The following is a 22018-nucleotide window of genomic DNA, read 5'->3' on the forward strand; positions in this document are numbered from 1 at the left end:
AGGTGTGATATATAATATCACACCTTTTATTTATTAATCAGTAACTTCTGCAAGTTCTTCACTATTTTTAAAGAAATCACTTTTATCAAAGTAATGAGTATGAAGATACTTATGAGCTAAGTTACTATATGGTTCACCGAAAAACTCATCATATAACTTATTTACAGATGGATTTTCATGAGACTTTCGTATTTCTTTGCCAGCATCTATTCCATAAAGGCCTTGAGCTCTAGCTTTTATTTTATTGTAATCACCACAATGATATGGTTGACCTCCTCCTGCAACACATCCACCAGGACAGGCCATAATTTCAATTATTTGATATTTTGAATTTCCAGATTTAACTTCATCCATTATTTGTTTAGCATTTCCTAGGCTGCTAGCAGCACAAACATTTACAATTGTTCCATCAATATTGATATTAGCTTCCTTTATTCCATCAAAACCTCTAACAGATTCAAAATTAACACAATCTAAATTATTTCCAGTAACCCATTCATAAGATGTACGTAGAGCAGCTTCTAAAACTCCACCAGTAGCACCAAATATATCTGCAGCACCTGTAGATTCTCCCATTGGACTATCAAAAGTTCCATCTTCAAGACTTAAGAAATCTATACCAGCTTGTTTAATCATTTTAGCAAGCTCACGAGTTGTTATAGATATATCTACATCTGAAATTCCATTATTTCCAAGTTCTTCTCTAGCAACTTCATATTTCTTTGCTATACAAGGCATAACAGATACAACAGTTATATCATTTGGTGTTAAATTAATTTTTTTAGAGAAGTAGTTTTTAGCTACTGCACCAAATATATTTTGAGGAGATTTACAACTAGAAGCTAAATTCAATAAATCAGGATAGTGATGTTCTAAGTAGTTAATCCAAGCTGGACAGCAGCTAGTTAGTATCGGTAAGTTTTTGTTTTCTTTTAACCTATGTATAAACTCGGAAGCTTCTTCTATTATTGTTATATCAGCTGCAAAATTAGTATCAAATACATATTTAAATCCAAGTAATCTAAGAGCTGATACAATTTTTCCAGTTGTAACCTCACCTGGATTAAGTCCAAACTCTTCACCTAAGGCAACCCTAACAGCTGGTGCAACTTGGACAACAACAACTTTTTCATTATTATCAAGCTCATTCCAAACTAAGTCTATATTATTAACCTCTGTTAATGCTCCTGTAGGACAGACAGCCACACACTGACCACAGAAAGAACAATTACTCTCACTCATATCTTCATTGAAAAATGTTGACACCATTGTTTCGAATCCACGATTAACACCTGATAAAACTCCAACTTTTTGTATTTCAGTACACATAGTTTCACATCTTCTACAAAGTATACATTTATCATGATTTTTTACGATAGATTTACTTGAATTATCTATACCTAGATTAGTTTTTACCCCTTTATATTTTATATCTCTAACTCCAAGGTCTTGTGCAATATTTTGAAGTTCACAGTTTCCATTTTTTTCACATACAAGACAATCTTGAGGATGATCTGATAACAAGAGTTCTACAACAGTTTTTCTAGCATTTAAAGCACGTGCCGTATTTGTTTGAACTTCCATTCCTTCACGTACATTTGTTGCACAAGCTGGAACTAAACCTCTTTTAGTATCTACCATACATACACGACAAGATGCACATTTATTATGCATATTTATTTCATCCATATGAAGATGACAAAGCGTAGGAATTTTTATATTAAGTTTTTTAGCTGCATCAAGTATCGTCGTTTCATTTTCAACAGATACAGCTTTACCATTTATAGTTAAATTAACTAAGCTCATTGATTATCCCCCTTTATTTCTTAATTATTGCATTGAATTTACAGTTATCCATACAAGCACCGCATTTTAGACATTTAGTAATATCAATTTCATGTTTTTCTTTAACTTTTCCAGTTATACATCCAGCTGGACAGATTTTTGAACACTTTGTACAACCTATGCAAGAATCTGTTATAACAAAGTTTAATAGTGCCTGACATTTTCCTGAAGGACACTTTTTATCAACTACATGAGCCTTATACTCATCATAGAAATAGTTAAGGGTACTTAAAACTGGGTTAGGAGCAGACTTGCCCAATCCACATAAAGAGGTACTAACTATTGTTTTAGATAAATTTTCTAAGTCTATTAAATCTTGTTCACAACCTTTGCCATCTGTTATTTTAGTTAAAATTTCTAATAATCTCTTATTTCCTATACGACAAGGAGTACATTTACCACAAGATTCTTCGACAGTAAATCCTAAGAAAAACTTAGCTATATCAACCATACAGTCAGTTTCATCTAGTATTAACATACCACCTGAACCCATCATAGATCCAAGAGCATTTAAATTATCAAAATCTATAGGAGTATCTAGATAATCAGTCGGTATACATCCTCCTGATGGACCACCTGTTAAAACAGCTTTGAAATTTTTATTATCGGGAATACCTCCACCTATGTTATAAATTACATCTCTTAAAGTTGTTCCCATAGGTATTTCAACAAGACCAACATTATTTATTTTTCCGCCTAAGGCGAAAACCTTAGTACCTGATGATTTTTCAGTACCTATATTTTTATACCATTGACCTCCATTTTTAATTATAGGAGTTATATTTGCAAAAGTTTCTACGTTGTTAGAACAAGTTGGAACATCCCAAAGCCCTTTTTTTGTAGAACTATAAGTTTTCATACGAGGTTCACCACGATTACCTTCTATTGAACGCATTAGAGCTGTACCTTCACCACAAACAAAAGCCCCAGCGCCATATTTAAGTTCTATGTTAAAATTAAAATCAGTACCTAATATGTTTTTACCAAGTACACCTAAACTATTTGCTTGATCTATAGCAAGTTTAAGCCTTTCTATAGCAAGAGGGTATTCTGCTCTTATATATATATATCCAGTATCAGCTCCAACTGCATATCCACATATAGCCATTGCTTCTAAAACTTTATGAGGGTCTCCTTCTAATATAGATCTATCCATAAATGCACCTGGATCACCTTCATCAGCATTACAAACTACATATTTTTGATTTGAAGGAGATTTTCTAGTAGCTTCCCATTTTATACCAGTAGGAAATCCAGCACCGCCTCTACCTCTTAGGCCAGAAACTTTTACTTCTTCAATAACTTCTTCAGGTTTAAGTTCAGTTAGACATTTACCAAGCATTAAATAACCATCATTTGCTAAGTAATCTTCAACTTTTTCTGGATTTATATATCCACAGTTATGAAGAGCTATACGCATTTGCTGTTTATAAAAAGACATATCATCTGAAGATTTAACCTTTTTTTCTTCAGATTGTTCAATAAAAAGAAGTCTATCTACAAGTTTCCCCTCAATAAGATGATCTTGAACTATGTCTCTGGCGTCATCGGCTTGGACTTTCACATAGAAAACGTTATCAGGATGAACCTTAACAATCGGGCCTTGAGCGCAGAATCCGAAACATCCTGTTAAAGATACAGAAACAAGATCTTCTAAACCTGCATTTTTTATTTCTTGTTTAAGACTATCTATAATTGGCATACTATTAGCAGCTCTACAACCTGTATCACCGCAAACTAGCAGTTCTTTTTTATTATTATTTTGTTTGAGATTATTTCTTAAAGATAGATTTGGCTTTAATTTATTAACTAGATTATTTAACTCATCAAATGATTTTATTTGACTCATATATTCCCCCCCTTTATTTTAACAAGTAGCTTCTAATTGTTTATATTCATTTACTATATCTTTTACCTGATCTACTGTAACCTGGCCATAAACTTTTCCGTTTACAACAACTACAGGAGCTAGACCACATGCACCAACACATCGTAATCCTTCAAGTGAGAATTTTAAATCAGAAGTTGTTTCCCCAGACTTTATACCTAAAATATTTTCAAATTCAGCTAAAATTTTATCAGCGCCCTTTACAAAGCATACAGTACCTAAACAAACACTTATTTTGTATTCCCCTTTTTGTTCAGTTGTAAAGTATGAGTAAAAGCTTACGACACCATAAACTTTAGCTGGAGATAGATCTAACTTTTTTGCAATATGAAGTTGAACTTCTTTAGGTAAATAACCAAATAGGCCTTGAGCATGATGAAGAACTTGTATTAAAGCACCTTTTTTAGTAGGTAGAGCATCTATAAATATATCTAAATCTTCAAATAATTTATTGTTGCACTGAGAACAGTTACACATAGAGAGCCTCCTTATTTATGGAATGAAATTTATATCTTATACTAGTATATTTGATATCATAAACATATTATAACTCAATTATTTTAAATGTCTTTAATAATTTCCTAAATTTTCAAAAAATAAAAAATTAACATTTGTTATTAAAGTAAAATAGAAAAAACACCTGAAATAATATATATTTTAGGTGTTTTTTCTATTTTTTTATAAGACAGGGGATAAAAGTCTAGAAATCGACTCTTTAAACCTGATTAATTGAGATCTATTATCATAAATTTCTTGAGTAATTTGAGTACAATTTTTGATATCTTCTTCAAAAATATGTTTTTGTTTAATTGCTACTTCAGAGCAATACATAAATGCGTTTACTTCAAAATTAAGTTCAAAACTACGAATATCCATATTTGCAGTTCCTATTGAACAAATAGAATCATCCATGACAACTGTTTTAGAATGTAAAAAAGCATCTTTACCATAAGTATAAATTTTAGCTCCAAACTTTAATAGTTCTCCCGCATAAGAGTATGTAGCCCAATAAACAAATGGATGGTCAGGCTTAGATGGAATCATGATTCTAACATCAACACCTGATAAAGATGCAATTTTTAAGGCATCTAACAAAGAGCTATCTAAAATTAGATATGGAGATTGAATATAAATATACTTTTTAGCTTTTTGAATCATTTTTAAATAACCATATTTTATTTCATCTATTTCTGATAAGTCCGGGCCACTTGATACTATTTGCATTCCTAGGTTACCATTGTAAGGATGAATATCATCATTTAAATACTTTGTGAAATCTATATCTTCATGAGTTGTATAACGCCAATCTAACATGAATCTAAGGTTTAAATCATTAACGGCAGCACCGATAATTTTAGTATGAGTATCCCTCCAATATCCAAATTTAGGGTCTTTTCCTAAATACTCATCACCTACATTAAAACCTCCAACAAATCCAACTTCGCCATCTACGACAACAATTTTTCTATGATTTCGATAGTTTAAGTTAAAGTTTATTATCTTTAAAAAAGAAGGGAAGAAGGCACCTGTTTTTCCTCCTGCTTCTTTTAATCTGTTAATTCCATTTTTAGATAAAAGTCTACTTCCAACAGTATCATATAGAAGTCTAACTTCAACTCCTTCAGACAGCTTTTCAATAAGAATATCTAAAATTTCATTACCTAACCCGTCATCTTTAAATATATAAAATTCTATATTTATATATTTTTTCGCTTTTCTTAATTGTTCTTTAAGTTCGTTAAAAAATTCATTACCATCTGTATAGATAGAAACTTTATTATTTGTAGTATAAGGGGAACTGTTTAAGTTAGCCAAAGTATAAATCATATCTCTATGGTTTGCGACATTAGGCTCAAATTTTTCTGAGTACTGTAGAAAGTCACAGGATTCACCCATTCTATTTTTGAGTCTTTTGTCTTCGTCTTTTTTTAATTTGAACATGTTATACTTATTCATACGTCTACCAAATACTATGTATAAAACAAAACCTACTGCAGGAACTATAGTTAGGATTAATATCCAAGCAACTGTAGAGTCTATGCTTCTACGTTCCCTAAATATAAGGTTTAACATTACTAAAAAGTTTATTATATATATAGAGGTAACTAAAAATTGATATGAAAAAATAGTAGATAAAATAGTACTCGCCTCCTATTAAGATTATCTTTAGCATTAAATAATTATATTAATTATAACAAAAAGGAGTATATTTCTCTATAAAAAAACCCCTCTTATTTAAATAAGAAGGGTTTATATATTATTATTATTTTTCATTATTACTCATAAATAAGAAATAGTAAGAAGCTGCTATTACCATACCTCCTAATATGTTACCTATAGTAACTGGTAAGAAGTTATGTAAAAACACATTTCCTAAATTTAAATTAGCTACATCAGCTAAAGTTTTGTGAGATGCTTCTAAGTATACTGGATTTAATTTAACCATTAATCCAGCTAATAAGTATCCCATATTAGCAACAACGTGTTCTACGCCTATACATACGAATACGAATATACCTAACCAACCCATTATAACTTTTCCTGAAACTGATTTAGCAGCATATGAAGCCCAAACAGTTGCACAAACTAATAGGTTACAAACTACACCTGAAGCTATCGCAGCAGCAAATCCTATATTTACTTTACCAACTGCATTTTTTATAACAACACCACCATATAATCCGTGGCTCCAATCGAATACACCTGATTTAGAAACTAAAAAAGCAGCAAATGCCGCACCTATTAAGTTTCCTATCCAAACTAAAGCCCAGTTTTTAGCTGTTTTGCCCCAAGAAACTTTTTTCTTTAAAGCTGCTAAAGTTATTAATATATTACTAGTAAATAAGTCTCCTCCAGCTATTAATATAAGTACAAGTCCAGCTGGGAACATAAGTCCAGCTACCATTTTACCTAATCCATAAGTAGCAGGGTTAGCTAATAAATTGTAAGATGCTGCTATAGAACCTAAAGCACCTAACGCTATATACATTCCTGCTAAGAATGCAGAAATTAAAACTTTTTTAGTTGGAGTATTAGCTTTTTTTATACCTGCATGTAATGTATACTCTGCAACTTCAGCAGGTGTAAGCATTTTTTTGTCACTCATTTATAATTCCTCCCGTGAAATAATGTTATACAATTTTAGTCAAAAATTTATCATTTATCTACAACCTAAATAAGTATACAATAAAAATTACATTTTGTATACAAAAAACGAAGTGCAAAAACTTAATGTTATAAAAATTTATTCTATAAATCTATATATATTTATGGAACATAGTCAACTACTTGATTTAAAAACATATAATTTATTAGTAATTTATATAGGGGGGATAAAATGGAAAAAAACTTTCTAACTCCAGGGGAAATAATCAAAGTTACTATTGATACAGGAATAAAAAAATCTAATTTACCTTTTAAAAATCGTATGCTACTTGGGATTTTAGCTGGATTATTTATTGGCTTAGGTGGACTTGGAAATATCTTAATATCTCAAACCTTAACTGATCCGGGAATTTCTAAATTTGCTGGAGCATGTATATTCCCCATTGGACTTATGTTAGTAGTTGTTTGCGGAGCAGAGTTATTTACGGGGAATAATCTTATGACATTATCTATTTTAGAAAAAAAGATTACTTATAAATCATTATTTAAAAATTGGAGTGTAGTATATATAGGAAACTTTATAGGTTCTATATTGTTAGTATTAGCTATTTTTTTAAGTAATACATTAAGTCAAAGTGCTATAGAAAAAGTAGTAAATATAGCTCAAAGTAAAGTAGAGTTAACTTTTATAGAAGCTCTTATTAAAGGAATTTTATGTAATATTATGGTTGTATTAGCTGTTTTATTTGCAACTGCAGGTAGAGATATAGTATCAAAAGTTTTTGCATGTTGGTTTCCTATTATGTTATTTGTTTTATGTGGATTTGAACATAGTATAGCGAATATGTTTTTTATACCTATGGGAATGATTCTAGGAGCCAAAATAACTATAGTTCAATTATTATTTAACTTAATTGTAGTAACTTTTGGAAATATTATAGGAGGTGCTATAATAATTCCTTATATATATCACAGTTGCTATGTAAAGAAGTGAGAAAAAATGTTAGAAATTCTAAAAACGTTGATAGATATATCAACGTTTTTTAAGGTGAGTTCAATGGTTTTGTATATTGTTATTTTGTTTTTAATACATTATTATAGTATATGTATAATTTTTAATGGATAAATAAGTGTGAAATGTGAATAAACAGCATTGATTAGGAGGAAATATAATGAATAAGGAATTTATATATAAAAATTTATTAAATATATTAGATAAAGAGGGTATATACCTAAATGAGCCTATGAAAAATCATATCTCATTTAAGGTTGGAGGTCCTGCAGATTTTTTACTAAAACCAAAAACTGAAGATGAAATAAAAAAATTAATAGAGTTTTTAAAAAACGAAAACATACCTTATATAGTTATTGGAAATGGGTCAAACCTTTTAGTTAAAGATGGTGGTATAAGAGGCGTAGTTATAAAAATAGCTGACAATTTTAATAAGTTTGAAATTGAGGACACAAAAGTTATAGCTCAATCAGGAGCATTACTTTCTTTTATGGGGAAAGCTATATTAAATAAGAGTTTGACAGGATTTGAATTTGCAGCTGGAATACCAGGAACGCTAGGTGGAGCAATAGCTATGAATGCAGGTGCTTATGGAGGAGAGATGAAAGACATAGTCAAATCTGTAAGATTAATGGATTCAAAAGGTAATATAATTGAGTTAAGCAATAAAGAAATGGAATTTGAATATAGAAGAAGTTTAATTAGTAAAAGTGAGTATATAGTTTTATCAGCAATTATAGAATTAAAAGAAGGAAATTTTGATGAAATAAAGGGTTATATGAAAGAACTAACTAAAAGCAGAGTTACTAAACAGCCTTTAAATCTACCTAGTGCAGGAAGTACTTTTAAAAGACCTGAAGGACATTTCGCAGCAAAACTAATAGAAGATAGTGGATTAAAAGGATTGACATTAGGTGGAGCTAGAGTTTCGGAGAAGCACTCTGGATTTGTAGTTAATATAGGAGATGCAAAAGCAAAAGATATAATTGAGTTAATAAATGTAGTTAAAAGTACAGTATATTCTAAATTTGGAGTTATGCTAGAAGAGGAAGTCAAAATACTAGGAGATGAATAAAATATGGAAATACTAGCAGATTATCATACTCATACAATTTATAGTCATGGAAAAGGAACTATAGAAGATAATGTAAAAGTTGCTATAGAAAAGAATATAAAAACGATAGGTATTTCAGATCACGGTTATAAGCATATTGCATATGGCGTAAAATATGATAGTATAGCTAAAATGAGAGAAGAAATCGATAAACTTAATGAAAAATATAAAGAAATTGAAATTTTATTAGGAATGGAATGTAATATATTAGATGATAAAGGTAATATAGATTTAGATGATAAAATTGAAGATATGTTAGATTATACAATGGCCGGTTACCATTTTGGATCAAAGCCGACTTGTATAAAGAGTGCATTAGATCATGCATTTAATTATTTAAAATTTAAAAATTGGTGTAAAGATTACAACACTAATGCTGTAGTAAATGCCATAAAAAATAACAACCTTTTTATAGTAACTCATCCTGGAGATAAAGGGGATGTATATATAGAAGAAGTTGCAAAAGCAGCTATAAGTAAAAATACTTTTTTAGAAATAAACTCTCACCACGGTTATTTAAATGTTGATCAGTTAAATAAAATAAAAAATACTGGGGTTGAATTTGTTATAGGATCTGATGCACATAGACCTGAGCATATAGGAAATTTCGAAAAAGCCATAAAAATAGCTGAAGATGCAAAACTTGATTTTAATCTTATAAAGAATATAAAAATTTAGTGAATAGGGGGACTTAATATATGAGATTTATAATAGTTACAGGATTATCTGGATCTGGAAAAAGTGAAGCTATGAAGGCTCTGGAAGATATTGGGTTTTATTGTATAGACAATTTACCTCCAACTCTTATAACTAAGTTTGCAGAACTATGCTATCAAGGAAATTCAAGTATAGATAAAGTTGCGCTTGGAATTGACATAAGAGGTAGAGAGTTTTTTAAAACTCTACATGAAAGTTTAAGTTATTTGGAAAAAGAAAATTATAAATATGAAGTTTTATTTTTAGATTGCTCAGATGATGTATTAGTAAAAAGGTACAAAATGACTCGAAGAAATCATCCTTTAGCAAAAAATATGCAAATAACAGAAGGAATTAAAGAAGAAAGAGAAATTTTACAAACTCTAAGAGATAAAGCTGATAGTATAATAGATACTAGCAATATGAAACCTAGAGACTTAAAGGAAGAAGTAAGTAGATTATATATAGAAGGAGAAGATAATCCTAAACTTACTATATCTGTAGTATCATTTGGATTTAAGCATGGAATACCTATAGATGCAGATTTAGTTTTTGATGTTAGATTTTTACCAAATCCATACTATCTAGAAGAATTAAGACCAAAAACAGGAGACGATCAAGATGTAAGAGATTATGTAATGGATTCTGATGTAAGTAGAGAATTTTTAACAAAATTAGAAGATATGATAGATTTCCTAATCCCTCAATATATAAAAGAAGGAAAGAATCATTTAGTTATAGCTATAGGATGTACAGGTGGAAGACATAGATCAGTGACTATTTCAAATCTTATGTATGATAATTTAATTAAAAAGGGGTATAGAGCTGTAAAGAGACATAGAGATTACACTCTAAGATAAAAGTGGAGGAAATTATGGCATCAGTAATGATTTTTATAGGAGTAGTAGGTTGGATTTGCCTTTTGGTATCTATAATTGTATACTTTAAGACAAAAGAACAAAAAAATACTAATTCTATAAAAAATGAAAATGAAGAAAAGCCAAAGGTTGTTGTAATAGGAGGAGGAACAGGTCAATCAGTTTTTTTGAGAGGGCTTAAATATCACACTCAAAATATAACAGCTATAGTAACTGTTGCTGATGATGGTGGAGGTTCTGGAGTATTAAGAGAAGACTTAGGAATGCTACCTCCAGGAGATATAAGAAACTGTTTACTATCATTGGCTAACATAGAGCCTACGATGAATGAGGTTATGAAATATCGATTTACAGAAGGGGCTTTAAAAGGGCAAAGTTTCGGGAATCTTTTTTTGGCAGCTATGAATGGTGTCTATGGTAATTTTGAAACTGCAGTTTATAAGATGAGTGAGATCTTTGCTATAACTGGAAGAGTATTACCTGTAACGCTAGAAGATATAAATTTAACTGCATATCTTAAAAATGGAAATATTGTAAATGGAGAGTCTAATATACCAAAGCAAGCAAGATCTCAAAATACTTCTATTGATAGAATAAAATTAGAACCAGAAGGTGCAAAGCCATTAGATGAGGTTATTAAATCTATAGAAAATGCAGATATAATTGTAATAGGACCGGGAAGTTTATACACAAGTATAATGCCGAATTTATTAGTTGAAGGGGTTATAGATGCAATAAAAAAATCTAAAGCTCCAAAAGTTTATATAGCTAATATAATGACTCAACCTGGAGAAACTGATCAATATAATGTTGTTGATCATGTTAGAGCCATAAATAAACATTGCGGCGAAAATATAATTGATATAATAATAACTAATAATGAAGTACTTCCTAAACCTGTATTTGAAATATATAATAAAGATGGGGCAAGTCAAGTTTTATTAGACAAAAGCCAAAAAGATATATTAAAAGATATGGGAATAAAGGTAATAGAATGTAATTTAGTAGAGATAAAAAGCAACTATATCAGGCATGACGCTGACTATATATCAAGTATAGTTGTTAATTTGGCACTAGGTCATAGTTACGATAATGAGAAGTAAAAAAGGATTTTAAAAATTTATGTAGAAATCCTTATTATTATGTTATTTTAAGGAGTGAACACCAATGAGAGAAGAGGTTAGTGCCGGGGGCGTAGTATTATTCGGTAATGCTGTGCTCTTACTTAGAAAATTCAATGGAGATTGGGTATTACCTAAAGGAAAAGTTGAAGTTGGCGAAAATAAAGAAGATGCGGCTTTAAGAGAAGTTTTAGAAGAAACTGGTGTAAAAGCTGATATATTAAAATATTTAGGTGAGATACATTATACTTTCAAGGAAAATTGGGATGAGAATAGAGCTGTTCATAAAACTGTATTCTGGTATTTAATGCAAGCTAGGAGTATGGATACAATTCCACAAAAAGAAGAGGGATTTATAGATGCAAAGTTTGTACATTTAGATAGAGTAGTTGATTTAGCTAGATATGATGATGAAAAAGAGATTATAAAAGTTGCTTTAGATGAAATAAAGAAGAGATTAAAAAAGAACTAAATAAAAGGTGAGAGAATATGTCTTTTTCAGCGGAAACAAAAAATGAGTTAGCTAGAGTTTTTTCTAATGATAAATGTTGTAACATAAGTGAGCTTTCTGCAATAGTTAGACTATCTGGAAGTATCCAACTTGCCGGATATAAAAAACTAAATTTAAAAATTAGTACAGAATTAAATTCAATAGCTAGGAAAGTTTTTAAGCTATTAAAATATAACTTTGGAATTAACACAGAGATATCGGTTAATAAAAATCAAATGTTAAAAAGAAATAGTAGTTATGTGCTTATGGTAACTAGTGATATGGGTGCGGAAAATTTATTAAGAGAGTTGGGCATATTATCAAGAGAAGAAGGATTTTTTACTATGAATAAAGTTCCAGAAGATCTTATAAAAGATAATGAGTGTATTAGAGCGTTTATAAGAGGAGCATTCTTAGGAGGAGGATCTATAAGTGATCCTGAAAAAAATTATCATCTAGAGTTTGTAGCGAATAACGAGGAATTCGCAGAATCTTTAAAAAATCTTATAAATTCATTAGGATTTAATTCTAAAACAGTATCTAGAAAAAATAATTACGTAGTTTATTTAAAAGAAAGTGAACAAATATCAGATTTACTAAATATAATAGGAGCTCATCAAGCTCTTTTAAGCCTGGAAAGTACGAAAATAGTAAAAGAAATGAGAAATAATGTAAATAGATTGGTTAATTGTGAAACAGCCAATTTATCTAAAACTGTAAATGCGGCGGTTAGGCAAATAGAAAATATAAAGTATATCCAATCTAAGGTAGGATTAGATCATTTACCACCAAACTTAAGAGAAATAGCAGAATTGAGGGTAGATAATGAAGACTTAACTTTAAAAGAGCTAGGAGAAATGGCTTCACCAGAGTTAAGTAAATCAGCTGTAAATCATAGATTAAGAAAAATTGAGCAAATCGCAGATGATTTAAGAACAAGATTTGAATAAGAGGCGTGAGCCTCTTTTTTAATTTTTAAGAAAATTTTAAAATACAAAATAATGGATTTTGATTAAGGTACAATTATTGTGGTAAAATTATTTTTATAAGCAGGAGGTGAGGTCTTTGAGCAAAGATTTTGTTCATTTACATGTTCATACAGAATATAGTTTGCTGGATGGTTTTTCTAGAGTTAAAAACTTAGTAGCAAGAGCTAAAGAATTAAATATGAGTGCAGTTGCAATAACTGATCATGGTTGTATGTTTGGAGCTATAGATTTTTTCAAAGTAGCTAAGGCAGAGGGAATAAAACCTATAATAGGATGTGAAGTTTATACAGCGCCTAGAAGCATGAGAGATAAAGATCCAAACTATGATAAATCTCAGGGACATTTGATACTTCTAGCTAAAGATATGCAAGGTTATCAAAACCTTATAAAATTAGTATCAGAAGCTTATGTACAAGGCTTTTACTATAAACCTAGAGTTGACATAGATGAAATAAGTAAATATAGTGAAGGAATTATTGCCTTATCAGCTTGTCTAGCAGGGGATGTTTCTCAAGCTCTTATGAATAGAAATTATGAAAAAGCTAAAAGCATAGCTTTAAGATATAAAGAGATATTTGGTGAAGATAATTACTATATTGAAATACAAGATCATAATTTACCAGAACAAAAAGAGGTAAATAGTGAACTGATAAAACTATCAAAGGAAATTGGAGTAGGGTTGGTTGCTACAAATGATGTTCATTATGTTAGAAAAGAAGATTCAAAAATACATGATATATTAATGTGTATTCAAATGGGAAAAACAGTTAATGACCCTGCTAGAATGAGATTTGGTAGTGATGAATTTTATCTAAAATCAAGACAAGAAATGGAGTCTGTATTTCCAGATGTACAAGAAGCATTAGATAATACAGTAAAGATTGCACAAAGATGTAATGTAGAATTTGACTTTAATACAATACATTTGCCACAATATGATGTACCTAGCGGATATACTCCTAATGAATACTTAAGAATGTTATGTTTTAAAGGATTAAAAGAAAGGTATGAAAATCCATCAGAAGAAATTTTAGATAGATTAGAATATGAATTAGGTGTAATAGAAAAAATGGGGTACGTTGAGTATTTTCTTATAACTTGGGATTTCATTAATTTTGCAAGAGAAAATAGTATAATGGTTGGACCAGGAAGAGGAAGTGCTGCAGGTTCTATAGTTTCATATACTTTATATATAACAGATATAGACCCAATAAAATATTCTCTTTTATTTGAAAGATTTCTTAATCCTGAGCGTATATCTATGCCAGATATCGATATAGATTTCTGCTATGAAAGAAGAGAAGAAGTTATTGATTATGTAAAAAGAAAATATGGAGATGATCATGTAGCTCAAATAATAACATTTGGAACTATGGGAGCTAAGGCTGCTATAAGAGATGTAGGAAGAGTTTTAGATGTTAGCTATAATAAAGTTGACAATATAGCTAAAGAAATACCATTTGCATTAGGAATGACTATAGATAAGGCCTTAGATACTAATCCAAATTTAAGAAAACTATATGAAGAAGATGGAGAAACCAAAGAAATAATTGATGTTTCTAGAAAAATAGAAGGTATGTTAAGACATGCATCAACACATGCGGCAGGGGTAGTTATATCTAAAAAGCCAATTGATGAATATGTACCTTTATATAAGCATCAAGATGCAATAACAACACAATTTACAATGACGACTCTAGAAGAGTTAGGACTTTTAAAAATGGACTTTTTAGGACTTAGAACTCTAACAGTTATAAGAGATGCTCTTGATTTAATTGAAAGAAATCATAATGTGAAAATTAATTTTTCAACTATGGAATATGATGACCCTAAGGTTTATGAATTACTTGCATCAGGTAATACATTGGGAGTGTTTCAATTAGAGAGTGCTGGAATGAGAAGTTTCATGAAACAATTAAAGCCAGATAATTTTGAGGACATAGTAGCGGGAATATCGCTATATAGACCAGGACCAATGGATTCTATACCTAACTATATAAATAACAAAAACAATCCTGAGCATGTAGAATATCTACATGAGAAACTAAAACCTATAATGGAAGTTACTTACGGATGCTTAGTTTATCAAGAACAAGTAATGCAGGTTGTTAGAGATTTAGGTGGATATAGCTATGGACGTAGTGACCTAGTTAGAAGAGCTATGGGTAAGAAAAAAATGGATGTAATGGAGAAAGAAAGACAATACTTCATACATGGTAAGTTTGATGATAATGGGGAACTAGAGATAGAAGGTTGTGTAAGAAATGGAGTTCCAGAGGATATAGGGAATAAAATATTTGATGATATGATAGACTTTGCTAAATATGCATTTAATAAAAGTCATGCTGCCGCATATGGAGTATTAGCTTATGAAACAGCATATCTAAAAGCACATTATCCAGTGGAATTTATGGCGGCGCTTATAACCAGTGTTATGGGAAATACAGATAAAGTTGTTGAGTATATAAGAGAATGTAATAATCTTAAAATAGATGTATTAAAACCAGATATAAATAAAAGTTTTACTAAGTTCTCTGTTGAACATAATAGTATAAGATTTGGTTTAGCAGCAGTTAAAAATGTAGGAGTAAATGTTTTAAATAATATTATTGCTGAAAGAGAAGCTGGCGGAGAATTTAAAGATTTTAATGAGTTTTGTAAAAGACTAGATTCTAAAGATTCTAATAAGCGTATAATAGAAAGTCTTATTAAATGTGGAGCTTTTGATGAGATGGGAGATAATAGGGCTAGTTTACTGTTAGGGTATGAAAAATTATTAGAAAGCATATCTATGGATAGAAAGAAAAACTTAGCAGGACAAGTTTCATTGTTTGATGGATTTGGAATGGATGAATCTATGAGTAATGATATTCAAAATATGTATACATTGCCTAAGGTTAACGAATTAGAAGAAAAAGAAAGATTATATTTAGAAAAAGAAGTTTTAGGAATGTATGTAAGTGGTCATCCATTATCTCAGTACAAAGAGGAATTAAAGAAAAATACAACAATAAATAATGCTGATTTAAACGATTTAAAAGATGATTATGTTAGTTACTTAAATTTAAATGAAAAAGAAGTTGTTATGGGAGGAATTATAGTTAATAAAACTATAAGGACTACGAAAAGAAATGATTTAATGGCTATAATTGAGTTAGAAGATTTATATGGTGTTATTGAAGTAATTGTATTCCCACAAGTACTTCAAAAGTACAATACTATAATCCAAGAAGATAAAATTATTTATGTAGAAGGAAGATTAAGTATAAAAGAGGATGAAAATGCAAAACTTATAGCTAGAGAAATAAGAGATATGAGTACGGAATCAAATCAACATAAGCCTAACTTATATTTAAAGATATCTTCTATAGAAGATAAAGAATTAGTTAATGATTTGATATCTATAGTTACTAAATATCCTGGAGATAATGACGTATATATTTATGCAGAGAACATTAAGCAAATGTATAAATGGAATCATATAAAAGTAAATATAAACGAAAATTTAATAGATGAGCTTAAGCATATACTACCTAAAACTAGTATAAAAGTAAAAATTTAAATTTATTTAAAATTTTATTATATAAAAAGATAGCGAAATTATGATATAATAACAAAAAATAGATAATTTCGCTTCTATTGAATTTTTTTAGATTTACTGGGATAAAAAAACAATACAGGGACAAGAAAAGTCCCTTAAGTTAGTGAATAGAATAATCAACTAGGAGGTAATTTATTAATGAAAACTATAGGTATATTAACTAGTGGAGGAGATGCGCCTGGTATGAATGCAGCTATAAGAGCTGTAGTTAGGTCTGCTATATACTATGGCTGCAAAGTTTATGGAATAAGCAGAGGATACAAAGGATTAATAGAAGAAGATATCCAAGAAATGAATTTATCTTCTGTAGGGGATATAATACATAGAGGAGGAACTATATTAAAGTCTTCTAGATGTGAAGAATTTAAAACTGATGAAGGAAGAGCTACAGCAGTTGAAGTATTAAAAAAATATGGAATTGAATGTTTAGTAGTTATTGGTGGAGATGGATCTTTTAATGGAGCTCAAAAACTAAGTGATCTAGGATTCCCGGCAATAGGAATACCTGGAACTATAGATAACGATTTACCATATACAGACTATACTATAGGATTTGATACAACTATGAATACTATAATAGATGCAATAGGTAAAATAAGAGATACTTCTTCATCTCATGAAAGGGTTAACATAATTGAAGTTATGGGAAGACATTGTGGTGATTTAGCTTTATATGCAGGTCTTGCAGGTGGAGCTGAAACCGTTATCGTACCTGAAGTTGATTTTAAAATAGATGATGTATGCAAAAGATTAAAAACTACTCAAAAAAGAGGAAAGAGACACAGTATAATAGTTTTAGCAGAAGGTGTTGGAAATGCTAGAGAGCTAGGAGATCAAATAGTAGAAAAAACAGGAGCAGACTTAAGGATAACGGTACTTGGCCATGTTCAAAGAGGTGGAAGTCCAAGTGCATTTGATAGAATACTTGCTAGTAAAATGGGTGTACGTGCTGTAGAATTATTACTAGAAGGTAAGTCAGCTAGAGTAATTGGTATAAAAGATAACAAAATAATAGATATGGACATATATGAAGCTTTAGCTATGAAAAGAAAGTTTGATGATGAAACTTATGAAATGGTAAAAATATTATCTATATAAATTAGGAGGATCTAACATGTTAAAAGGGATTAAAAAGACAAAAATAGTTTGTACACTAGGGCCTGCATCACAAAGTGAGGAAACTTTAACTCAATTGGTGGAAAATGGACTAAATGTATGTAGATTTAACTTCTCTCATGGTTCTCATGAAGAACATAAGGAAAGATTTGATACAGCTAAAAAAGTTAGAGAAAAATTAAATAAACCAATAGCTATATTATTAGACACTAAAGGTCCAGAAATAAGAACTGGAAATTTTGATGCTCCAGAAGTGTTATTAGAAGAAGGTCAAAAATTTATAATAACAATGAAAGATGTCATGGGAACAAAAGATATTTGTACAGTTAGCTACAAAGGTCTTGCAGAAGATGTAACTACAGGTGATACTATATTAATAGATGATGGATTAGTAGGACTTAGAGTAGAAGAAGTAAAAGGGGAAGAAATTCACTGTGTAGTTGAGAACTCTGGAATAGTTAAGAATCATAAAGGTGTAAATGTACCTAGAGTTAAAATAAATTTACCAGCATTAACTGAGAAGGATGTTAGTGATATAGAGTTTGGTATAGGTCAAGGAATAGACTACATAGCTGCTTCATTTGTTAGAAAAGCATCAGATGTATTAGCTATAAGAGAAGTTTTAGAAAAAAATAATGCAACAGATGTACAGATAATATCTAAAATAGAAAACCAAGAGGGTGTAGATAATATAGATGAAATTTTAAAAGTTTCTGATGGTATAATGGTTGCAAGAGGAGACTTAGGAGTTGAGATACCAACTGAAGAAATACCTATAGTTCAAAAAATGATAATAAGAAAATGTAATCAGTTAGGTAAACCAGTTGTAACAGCTACTCAAATGTTAGATTCTATGATAAGAAATCCTAGACCAACAAGAGCAGAGGTAACAGACGTTGCAAACGCTATATACGATGGAACTGACGCAATAATGTTATCTGGAGAAACAGCAGCAGGTAAATATCCAGTAGAAGCTGTAAAAACAATGGCTACAATAGCAAAAAGAACAGAAGAAACATTAAATTACAATGAATTATTAGTAAATAAAAAACTTGCAGATATAAATGTTACAGATGCAATAAGTCATGCTACATGTACAACTGCAATAGACTTAAATGCATCAGCAATAATAACATCAACATCAAGTGGACATACAGCAAGAATGGTATCTAAATTTAGACCAGAATGCCCAATAATAGCTGCTACTAATGATGATAAAGTTATGAGAAGGTTAGCTTTAACTTGGGGTGTATATCCTATAATAGCAAAAGAAGCTACAAATACTGATGAAGTAGTAGAAAACTCTATAAATGCAGCGAAAGAAGCTTCTTACTTAGAAAATGGTGAGTTAGTAGTTATAACTGCAGGAGTTCCTGTAGGAGTAAGTGGAACTACTAACTTAATAAAAGTACATGTTATAAGTGAAGAAATAACTAACGGTATAGGTGTAGGAAGTAAAACCGTAGAAGGTAGAGTAAGACTAGTTAATAGTCCTAGTGAAGTTCTTGAATTTGAAGAAGGGGATATAATTGTTACACGTATGACTGATGCTGATATGAATGCATATATAGAAAAATGTGGAGCTATAATTACAGAGGATGGTGGAATGACATGCCATGCTGCTATAGTTGGTATAAACTTAGATAAGCCGGTAGTTGTTTCAGCTAAGAACATAAAAAGCTTAGTAAAAGATGGAGAAGTTGTAACTGTAGATGCTTCAAGAGGAGTTATATATAGAGGAGCAACAAGAGTATTATAATTAAAATCAAAAAAATAATAACATATTTAAGATAGGGGCTTTATAAGCTCCTATTTTTTTGGTAAAATAAATGTTTGTAGTTTAATTATTATGTTCGGAGGAAATGCCTATGTTATTAAAAGACAGAGAGTATGTAGTAGACATTGTTGATATAGGACAAGGTGGAGTTGGAATTGGAAAGCATGAAGGATTTACAGTTTTTGTAGACGGGGGACTATTACAAGATAAACTAAAAGTTAGAATTAATAAATCAAAGAAAAACTATGCAGTTGGTGATATTGTAGAAATTTTAGAAAAATCACCATTTAGAGTTGAAAGAAAATGTGGTAAGCATTTAGCTAAATGTGGTGGATGTCAAATACAAGAATTAGACTATAAAAAGCAATTAGACATTAAAACTAATGAAGTAAAACAAACTATTAGTAGAATCGGAAAACTAGATGATGTATTAATTCACCCTACGTTAGGAATGGAAAGCCCCTTAAGATATAGAAATAAAGCTCAATTTCCAATACAGAAACAAAATGGAAAAACGGTAATAGGTTTTTATAAAAAGAAAAGTCATGATGTTATACCTACAGATACTTGTATAATTCAACATGATGTAAATGATAAAATAATAAAAATAATAAAAACTTATATAAAGGCATATGATGTAAGTTTATATGATGAAAAAACACATACAGGCGTTTTAAGACACTTAGTAACTAAAGTTGGATTTAAGACAAAGGAAGTTATGGTTGTATTAGTTGCGAACGGAAAAAAATTACCATACTTAAATGAGTTAGCATCTGTATTAAAAGAAAATGTACCAGGATTTAAGACTCTAGTATTAAATACAAATAGAGAGAAAACTAATGTTATATTAGGAAAAGAAAATAAAGTTATATATGGCAACGGAAAAATAAATGATTATATAGGTGATCTAGTATTTGAAATATCTCCACTATCGTTTTTTCAAGTTAATCCTTTACAAACAGAGGTTTTATACAATAAGGCACTTGAATATGCACAATTGAAAGAAGATGATACAGTATTTGATATATACTGTGGGATAGGAACTATATCTTTATTTTTAGCTCAAAAGGCTAAAAAAGTTTATGGTGTGGAAATTGTTGAAGATGCAATTAAAGATGCTAATATAAATGCTAAATTAAACAATTTAGATAATACGGAATTTTATGTAGGAAAAGCTGAAGAAGTAGTTCCAAAGTTATATAAAGAAGGTAAAACAGCTAATGTAGTGGTAGTAGATCCACCTAGAAAAGGATGCGAAAATTCAGTTTTAGACACTATTGTTTCAATGGAACCAGAAAGAGTTGTTTATGTATCATGTAACCCTTCAACATTAGCAAGGGATTTAGCATATTTAGATGAGAGAGGATATAGTTGTACAGAAGTTCAGCCAGTTGATATGTTTCCTCATACTATGCATGTTGAGTGTGTAGCTAAATTAATAAAAAAATAATTAGTTTTTAGTTGATACTTAAAAACTAATCTGATATCATCATAGTATAAAGTACATATGATGTAAAAAAGCCATGAAGGTTTATCAAACTTTCTATGGCTTTTTTTGATTTATAATTGTACAAAATTAACTCTAAATAGATAGACTTTAAAACTATCTATTCCCTTTTATTATTTAAGATGCTATATAGCATCTTTTTCTTTTTGAAAAAAATTTAGAAATGAATTATTATATATTTTCTTGGTAAATATCATACAGAAAAACTTTAAAAATTCTGGATCAGTAAAAGCAAATTTAATAATATCATTATGTGAGATAGCAATGCAGATACAATCATCATTTGCAATTATTGAGTAGTTAAGTTTTTTATCTAAAAATATTTCTAAGGCACCTAATATAGATATATTCTCATATTGGTTAATAAAATTTGAAGTATCATCTATGTTATCAATAATGTTTATAGAACCTTCTACTAAAAAATATAAATAATTAAGATCACTATTATTATCTATTATAAATTCGTTTTTTCTAAAACAATGTAATTCTATATTTTTTCTGAATTTTGAGCTAAATATTTTTGTTAAATTGAATTTATCTATATAATGTTTTAAACTACTTTCATGCTCTAACTTTAACATTTAATCACCCCTATAAAAACTAAATCTAATTATGATTATTAACTTATTAAAAAAATATAAACTTATTAAATAAAAATTTAAAATGTGGGCAATATAATATTAAATAAATACACAATAGCACCTCAGTTATAACAGCTTAGATAGTGTATTTATATTAAATAGATTTAAGTCCTTTAATCTTTATGGTTAAGGGACTTTTATTTTTATTATAAAATATAAAATATAAAAAACATAAAAAACATAAAAATTTATAGATATATAAGTTAATTTAAAGCTAAAAATATAGTTTAAGTAAATA

17 protein-coding genes are annotated in these 22018 nt (G+C 29.6%); 11 read left to right on the forward strand and 6 right to left on the reverse strand.

The annotated features are described in order from the left end of the window. Positions 1–33: 33 nt before the first annotated feature. From ATCC9714_RS00920 to ATCC9714_RS00940, 5 genes are all read right to left on the reverse strand, one after another. Positions 34–1806 (reverse strand): NADH-dependent [FeFe] hydrogenase, group A6, encoded by a 1773-nt coding sequence (locus ATCC9714_RS00920; RefSeq protein WP_057545552.1) that lies wholly within the window; start codon positions 1804–1806, stop codon positions 34–36. Between the two features lie 13 nt (positions 1807–1819). Further along, positions 1820–3694, reverse strand: coding sequence for an NADH-quinone oxidoreductase subunit NuoF (locus ATCC9714_RS00925; protein WP_057545553.1), 1875 nt, complete (start codon positions 3692–3694; stop codon positions 1820–1822). Positions 3695–3712: 18 nt separating this feature from the next. Next, positions 3713–4210 (reverse strand): NADH-quinone oxidoreductase subunit NuoE family protein, encoded by a 498-nt coding sequence (locus ATCC9714_RS00930; protein WP_021130212.1) that lies wholly within the window; start codon positions 4208–4210, stop codon positions 3713–3715. Between the two features lie 201 nt (positions 4211–4411). Next, positions 4412–5872 carry a cardiolipin synthase gene (gene cls, locus ATCC9714_RS00935; protein ID WP_055337180.1) on the reverse strand — a complete coding sequence of 487 codons (1461 nt, stop codon included), beginning with the start codon at positions 5870–5872 and terminating at the stop codon, positions 4412–4414. A gap of 124 nt (positions 5873–5996) precedes the next feature. Continuing rightward, the gene (locus ATCC9714_RS00940; protein ID WP_021126688.1) at positions 5997–6839 is read right to left on the reverse strand and encodes a formate/nitrite transporter family protein; all 843 of its coding nucleotides are present in this window, start codon (positions 6837–6839) and stop codon (positions 5997–5999) included. A 231-nt stretch (positions 6840–7070) separates the two neighbouring features. On the opposite strand from ATCC9714_RS00940, the gene ATCC9714_RS00945 reads away from it, so the two are divergent. From ATCC9714_RS00945 to rlmD, 11 genes are all read left to right on the forward strand, one after another. Then, complete coding sequence (locus tag ATCC9714_RS00945; RefSeq protein WP_057545554.1) at positions 7071–7832, forward strand: formate/nitrite transporter family protein; 762 nt, start codon at positions 7071–7073, stop codon at positions 7830–7832. Positions 7833–8010: 178 nt separating this feature from the next. After that, positions 8011–8925 (forward strand): UDP-N-acetylmuramate dehydrogenase, encoded by a 915-nt coding sequence (gene murB / locus ATCC9714_RS00950; protein WP_057545555.1) that lies wholly within the window; start codon positions 8011–8013, stop codon positions 8923–8925. A gap of 3 nt (positions 8926–8928) precedes the next feature. Further along, positions 8929–9642: a PHP domain-containing protein gene (locus tag ATCC9714_RS00955; RefSeq protein ID WP_054629829.1), complete on the forward strand. Its 714-nt coding sequence runs from the start codon at positions 8929–8931 to the stop codon at positions 9640–9642. Between the two features lie 20 nt (positions 9643–9662). Beyond that, on the forward strand, positions 9663–10520 hold the full coding sequence (gene rapZ, locus ATCC9714_RS00960) for an RNase adapter RapZ (protein WP_021130206.1): 858 nt from the start codon (positions 9663–9665) through the stop codon (positions 10518–10520). A 14-nt stretch (positions 10521–10534) separates the two neighbouring features. Beyond that, entirely contained in the window at positions 10535–11641 is a 1107-nt protein-coding gene (locus ATCC9714_RS00965) for a gluconeogenesis factor YvcK family protein (RefSeq protein ID WP_021130205.1), read from the forward strand. Positions 11642–11705: 64 nt separating this feature from the next. Continuing rightward, positions 11706–12131 carry an NUDIX hydrolase gene (locus ATCC9714_RS00970; RefSeq protein ID WP_021130204.1) on the forward strand — a complete coding sequence of 142 codons (426 nt, stop codon included), beginning with the start codon at positions 11706–11708 and terminating at the stop codon, positions 12129–12131. A gap of 17 nt (positions 12132–12148) precedes the next feature. Next, positions 12149–13099: a DNA-binding protein WhiA gene (gene whiA, locus ATCC9714_RS00975; protein WP_057545556.1), complete on the forward strand. Its 951-nt coding sequence runs from the start codon at positions 12149–12151 to the stop codon at positions 13097–13099. 115 nt (positions 13100–13214) lie between these two features. Continuing rightward, complete coding sequence (locus tag ATCC9714_RS00980; protein WP_057545557.1) at positions 13215–16700, forward strand: DNA polymerase III subunit alpha; 3486 nt, start codon at positions 13215–13217, stop codon at positions 16698–16700. A 177-nt stretch (positions 16701–16877) separates the two neighbouring features. Continuing rightward, the gene (pfkA, locus tag ATCC9714_RS00985; RefSeq protein ID WP_021130201.1) at positions 16878–17837 is read left to right on the forward strand and encodes a 6-phosphofructokinase; all 960 of its coding nucleotides are present in this window, start codon (positions 16878–16880) and stop codon (positions 17835–17837) included. 16 nt (positions 17838–17853) lie between these two features. Next, positions 17854–19614 carry a pyruvate kinase gene (gene pyk / locus ATCC9714_RS00990; RefSeq protein WP_057545558.1) on the forward strand — a complete coding sequence of 587 codons (1761 nt, stop codon included), beginning with the start codon at positions 17854–17856 and terminating at the stop codon, positions 19612–19614. A 109-nt stretch (positions 19615–19723) separates the two neighbouring features. Further along, positions 19724–21082 carry a 23S rRNA (uracil(1939)-C(5))-methyltransferase RlmD gene (rlmD, locus tag ATCC9714_RS00995; protein ID WP_021130199.1) on the forward strand — a complete coding sequence of 453 codons (1359 nt, stop codon included), beginning with the start codon at positions 19724–19726 and terminating at the stop codon, positions 21080–21082. Between the two features lie 182 nt (positions 21083–21264). Here the strand turns inward: rlmD and ATCC9714_RS01000 are convergent, their stop codons facing one another. Continuing rightward, a complete protein-coding gene (locus tag ATCC9714_RS01000; protein ID WP_021126662.1) occupies positions 21265–21720 on the reverse strand; it encodes a cyclic nucleotide-binding domain-containing protein in 456 nt (151 codons plus the stop codon). Positions 21721–22018 lie beyond the last annotated feature (298 nt).

The sequence above is a fragment of the Paraclostridium sordellii genome, assembly GCF_000953675.1.
In the GTDB taxonomy this organism is placed as follows: domain Bacteria; phylum Bacillota; class Clostridia; order Peptostreptococcales; family Peptostreptococcaceae; genus Paraclostridium; species Paraclostridium sordellii.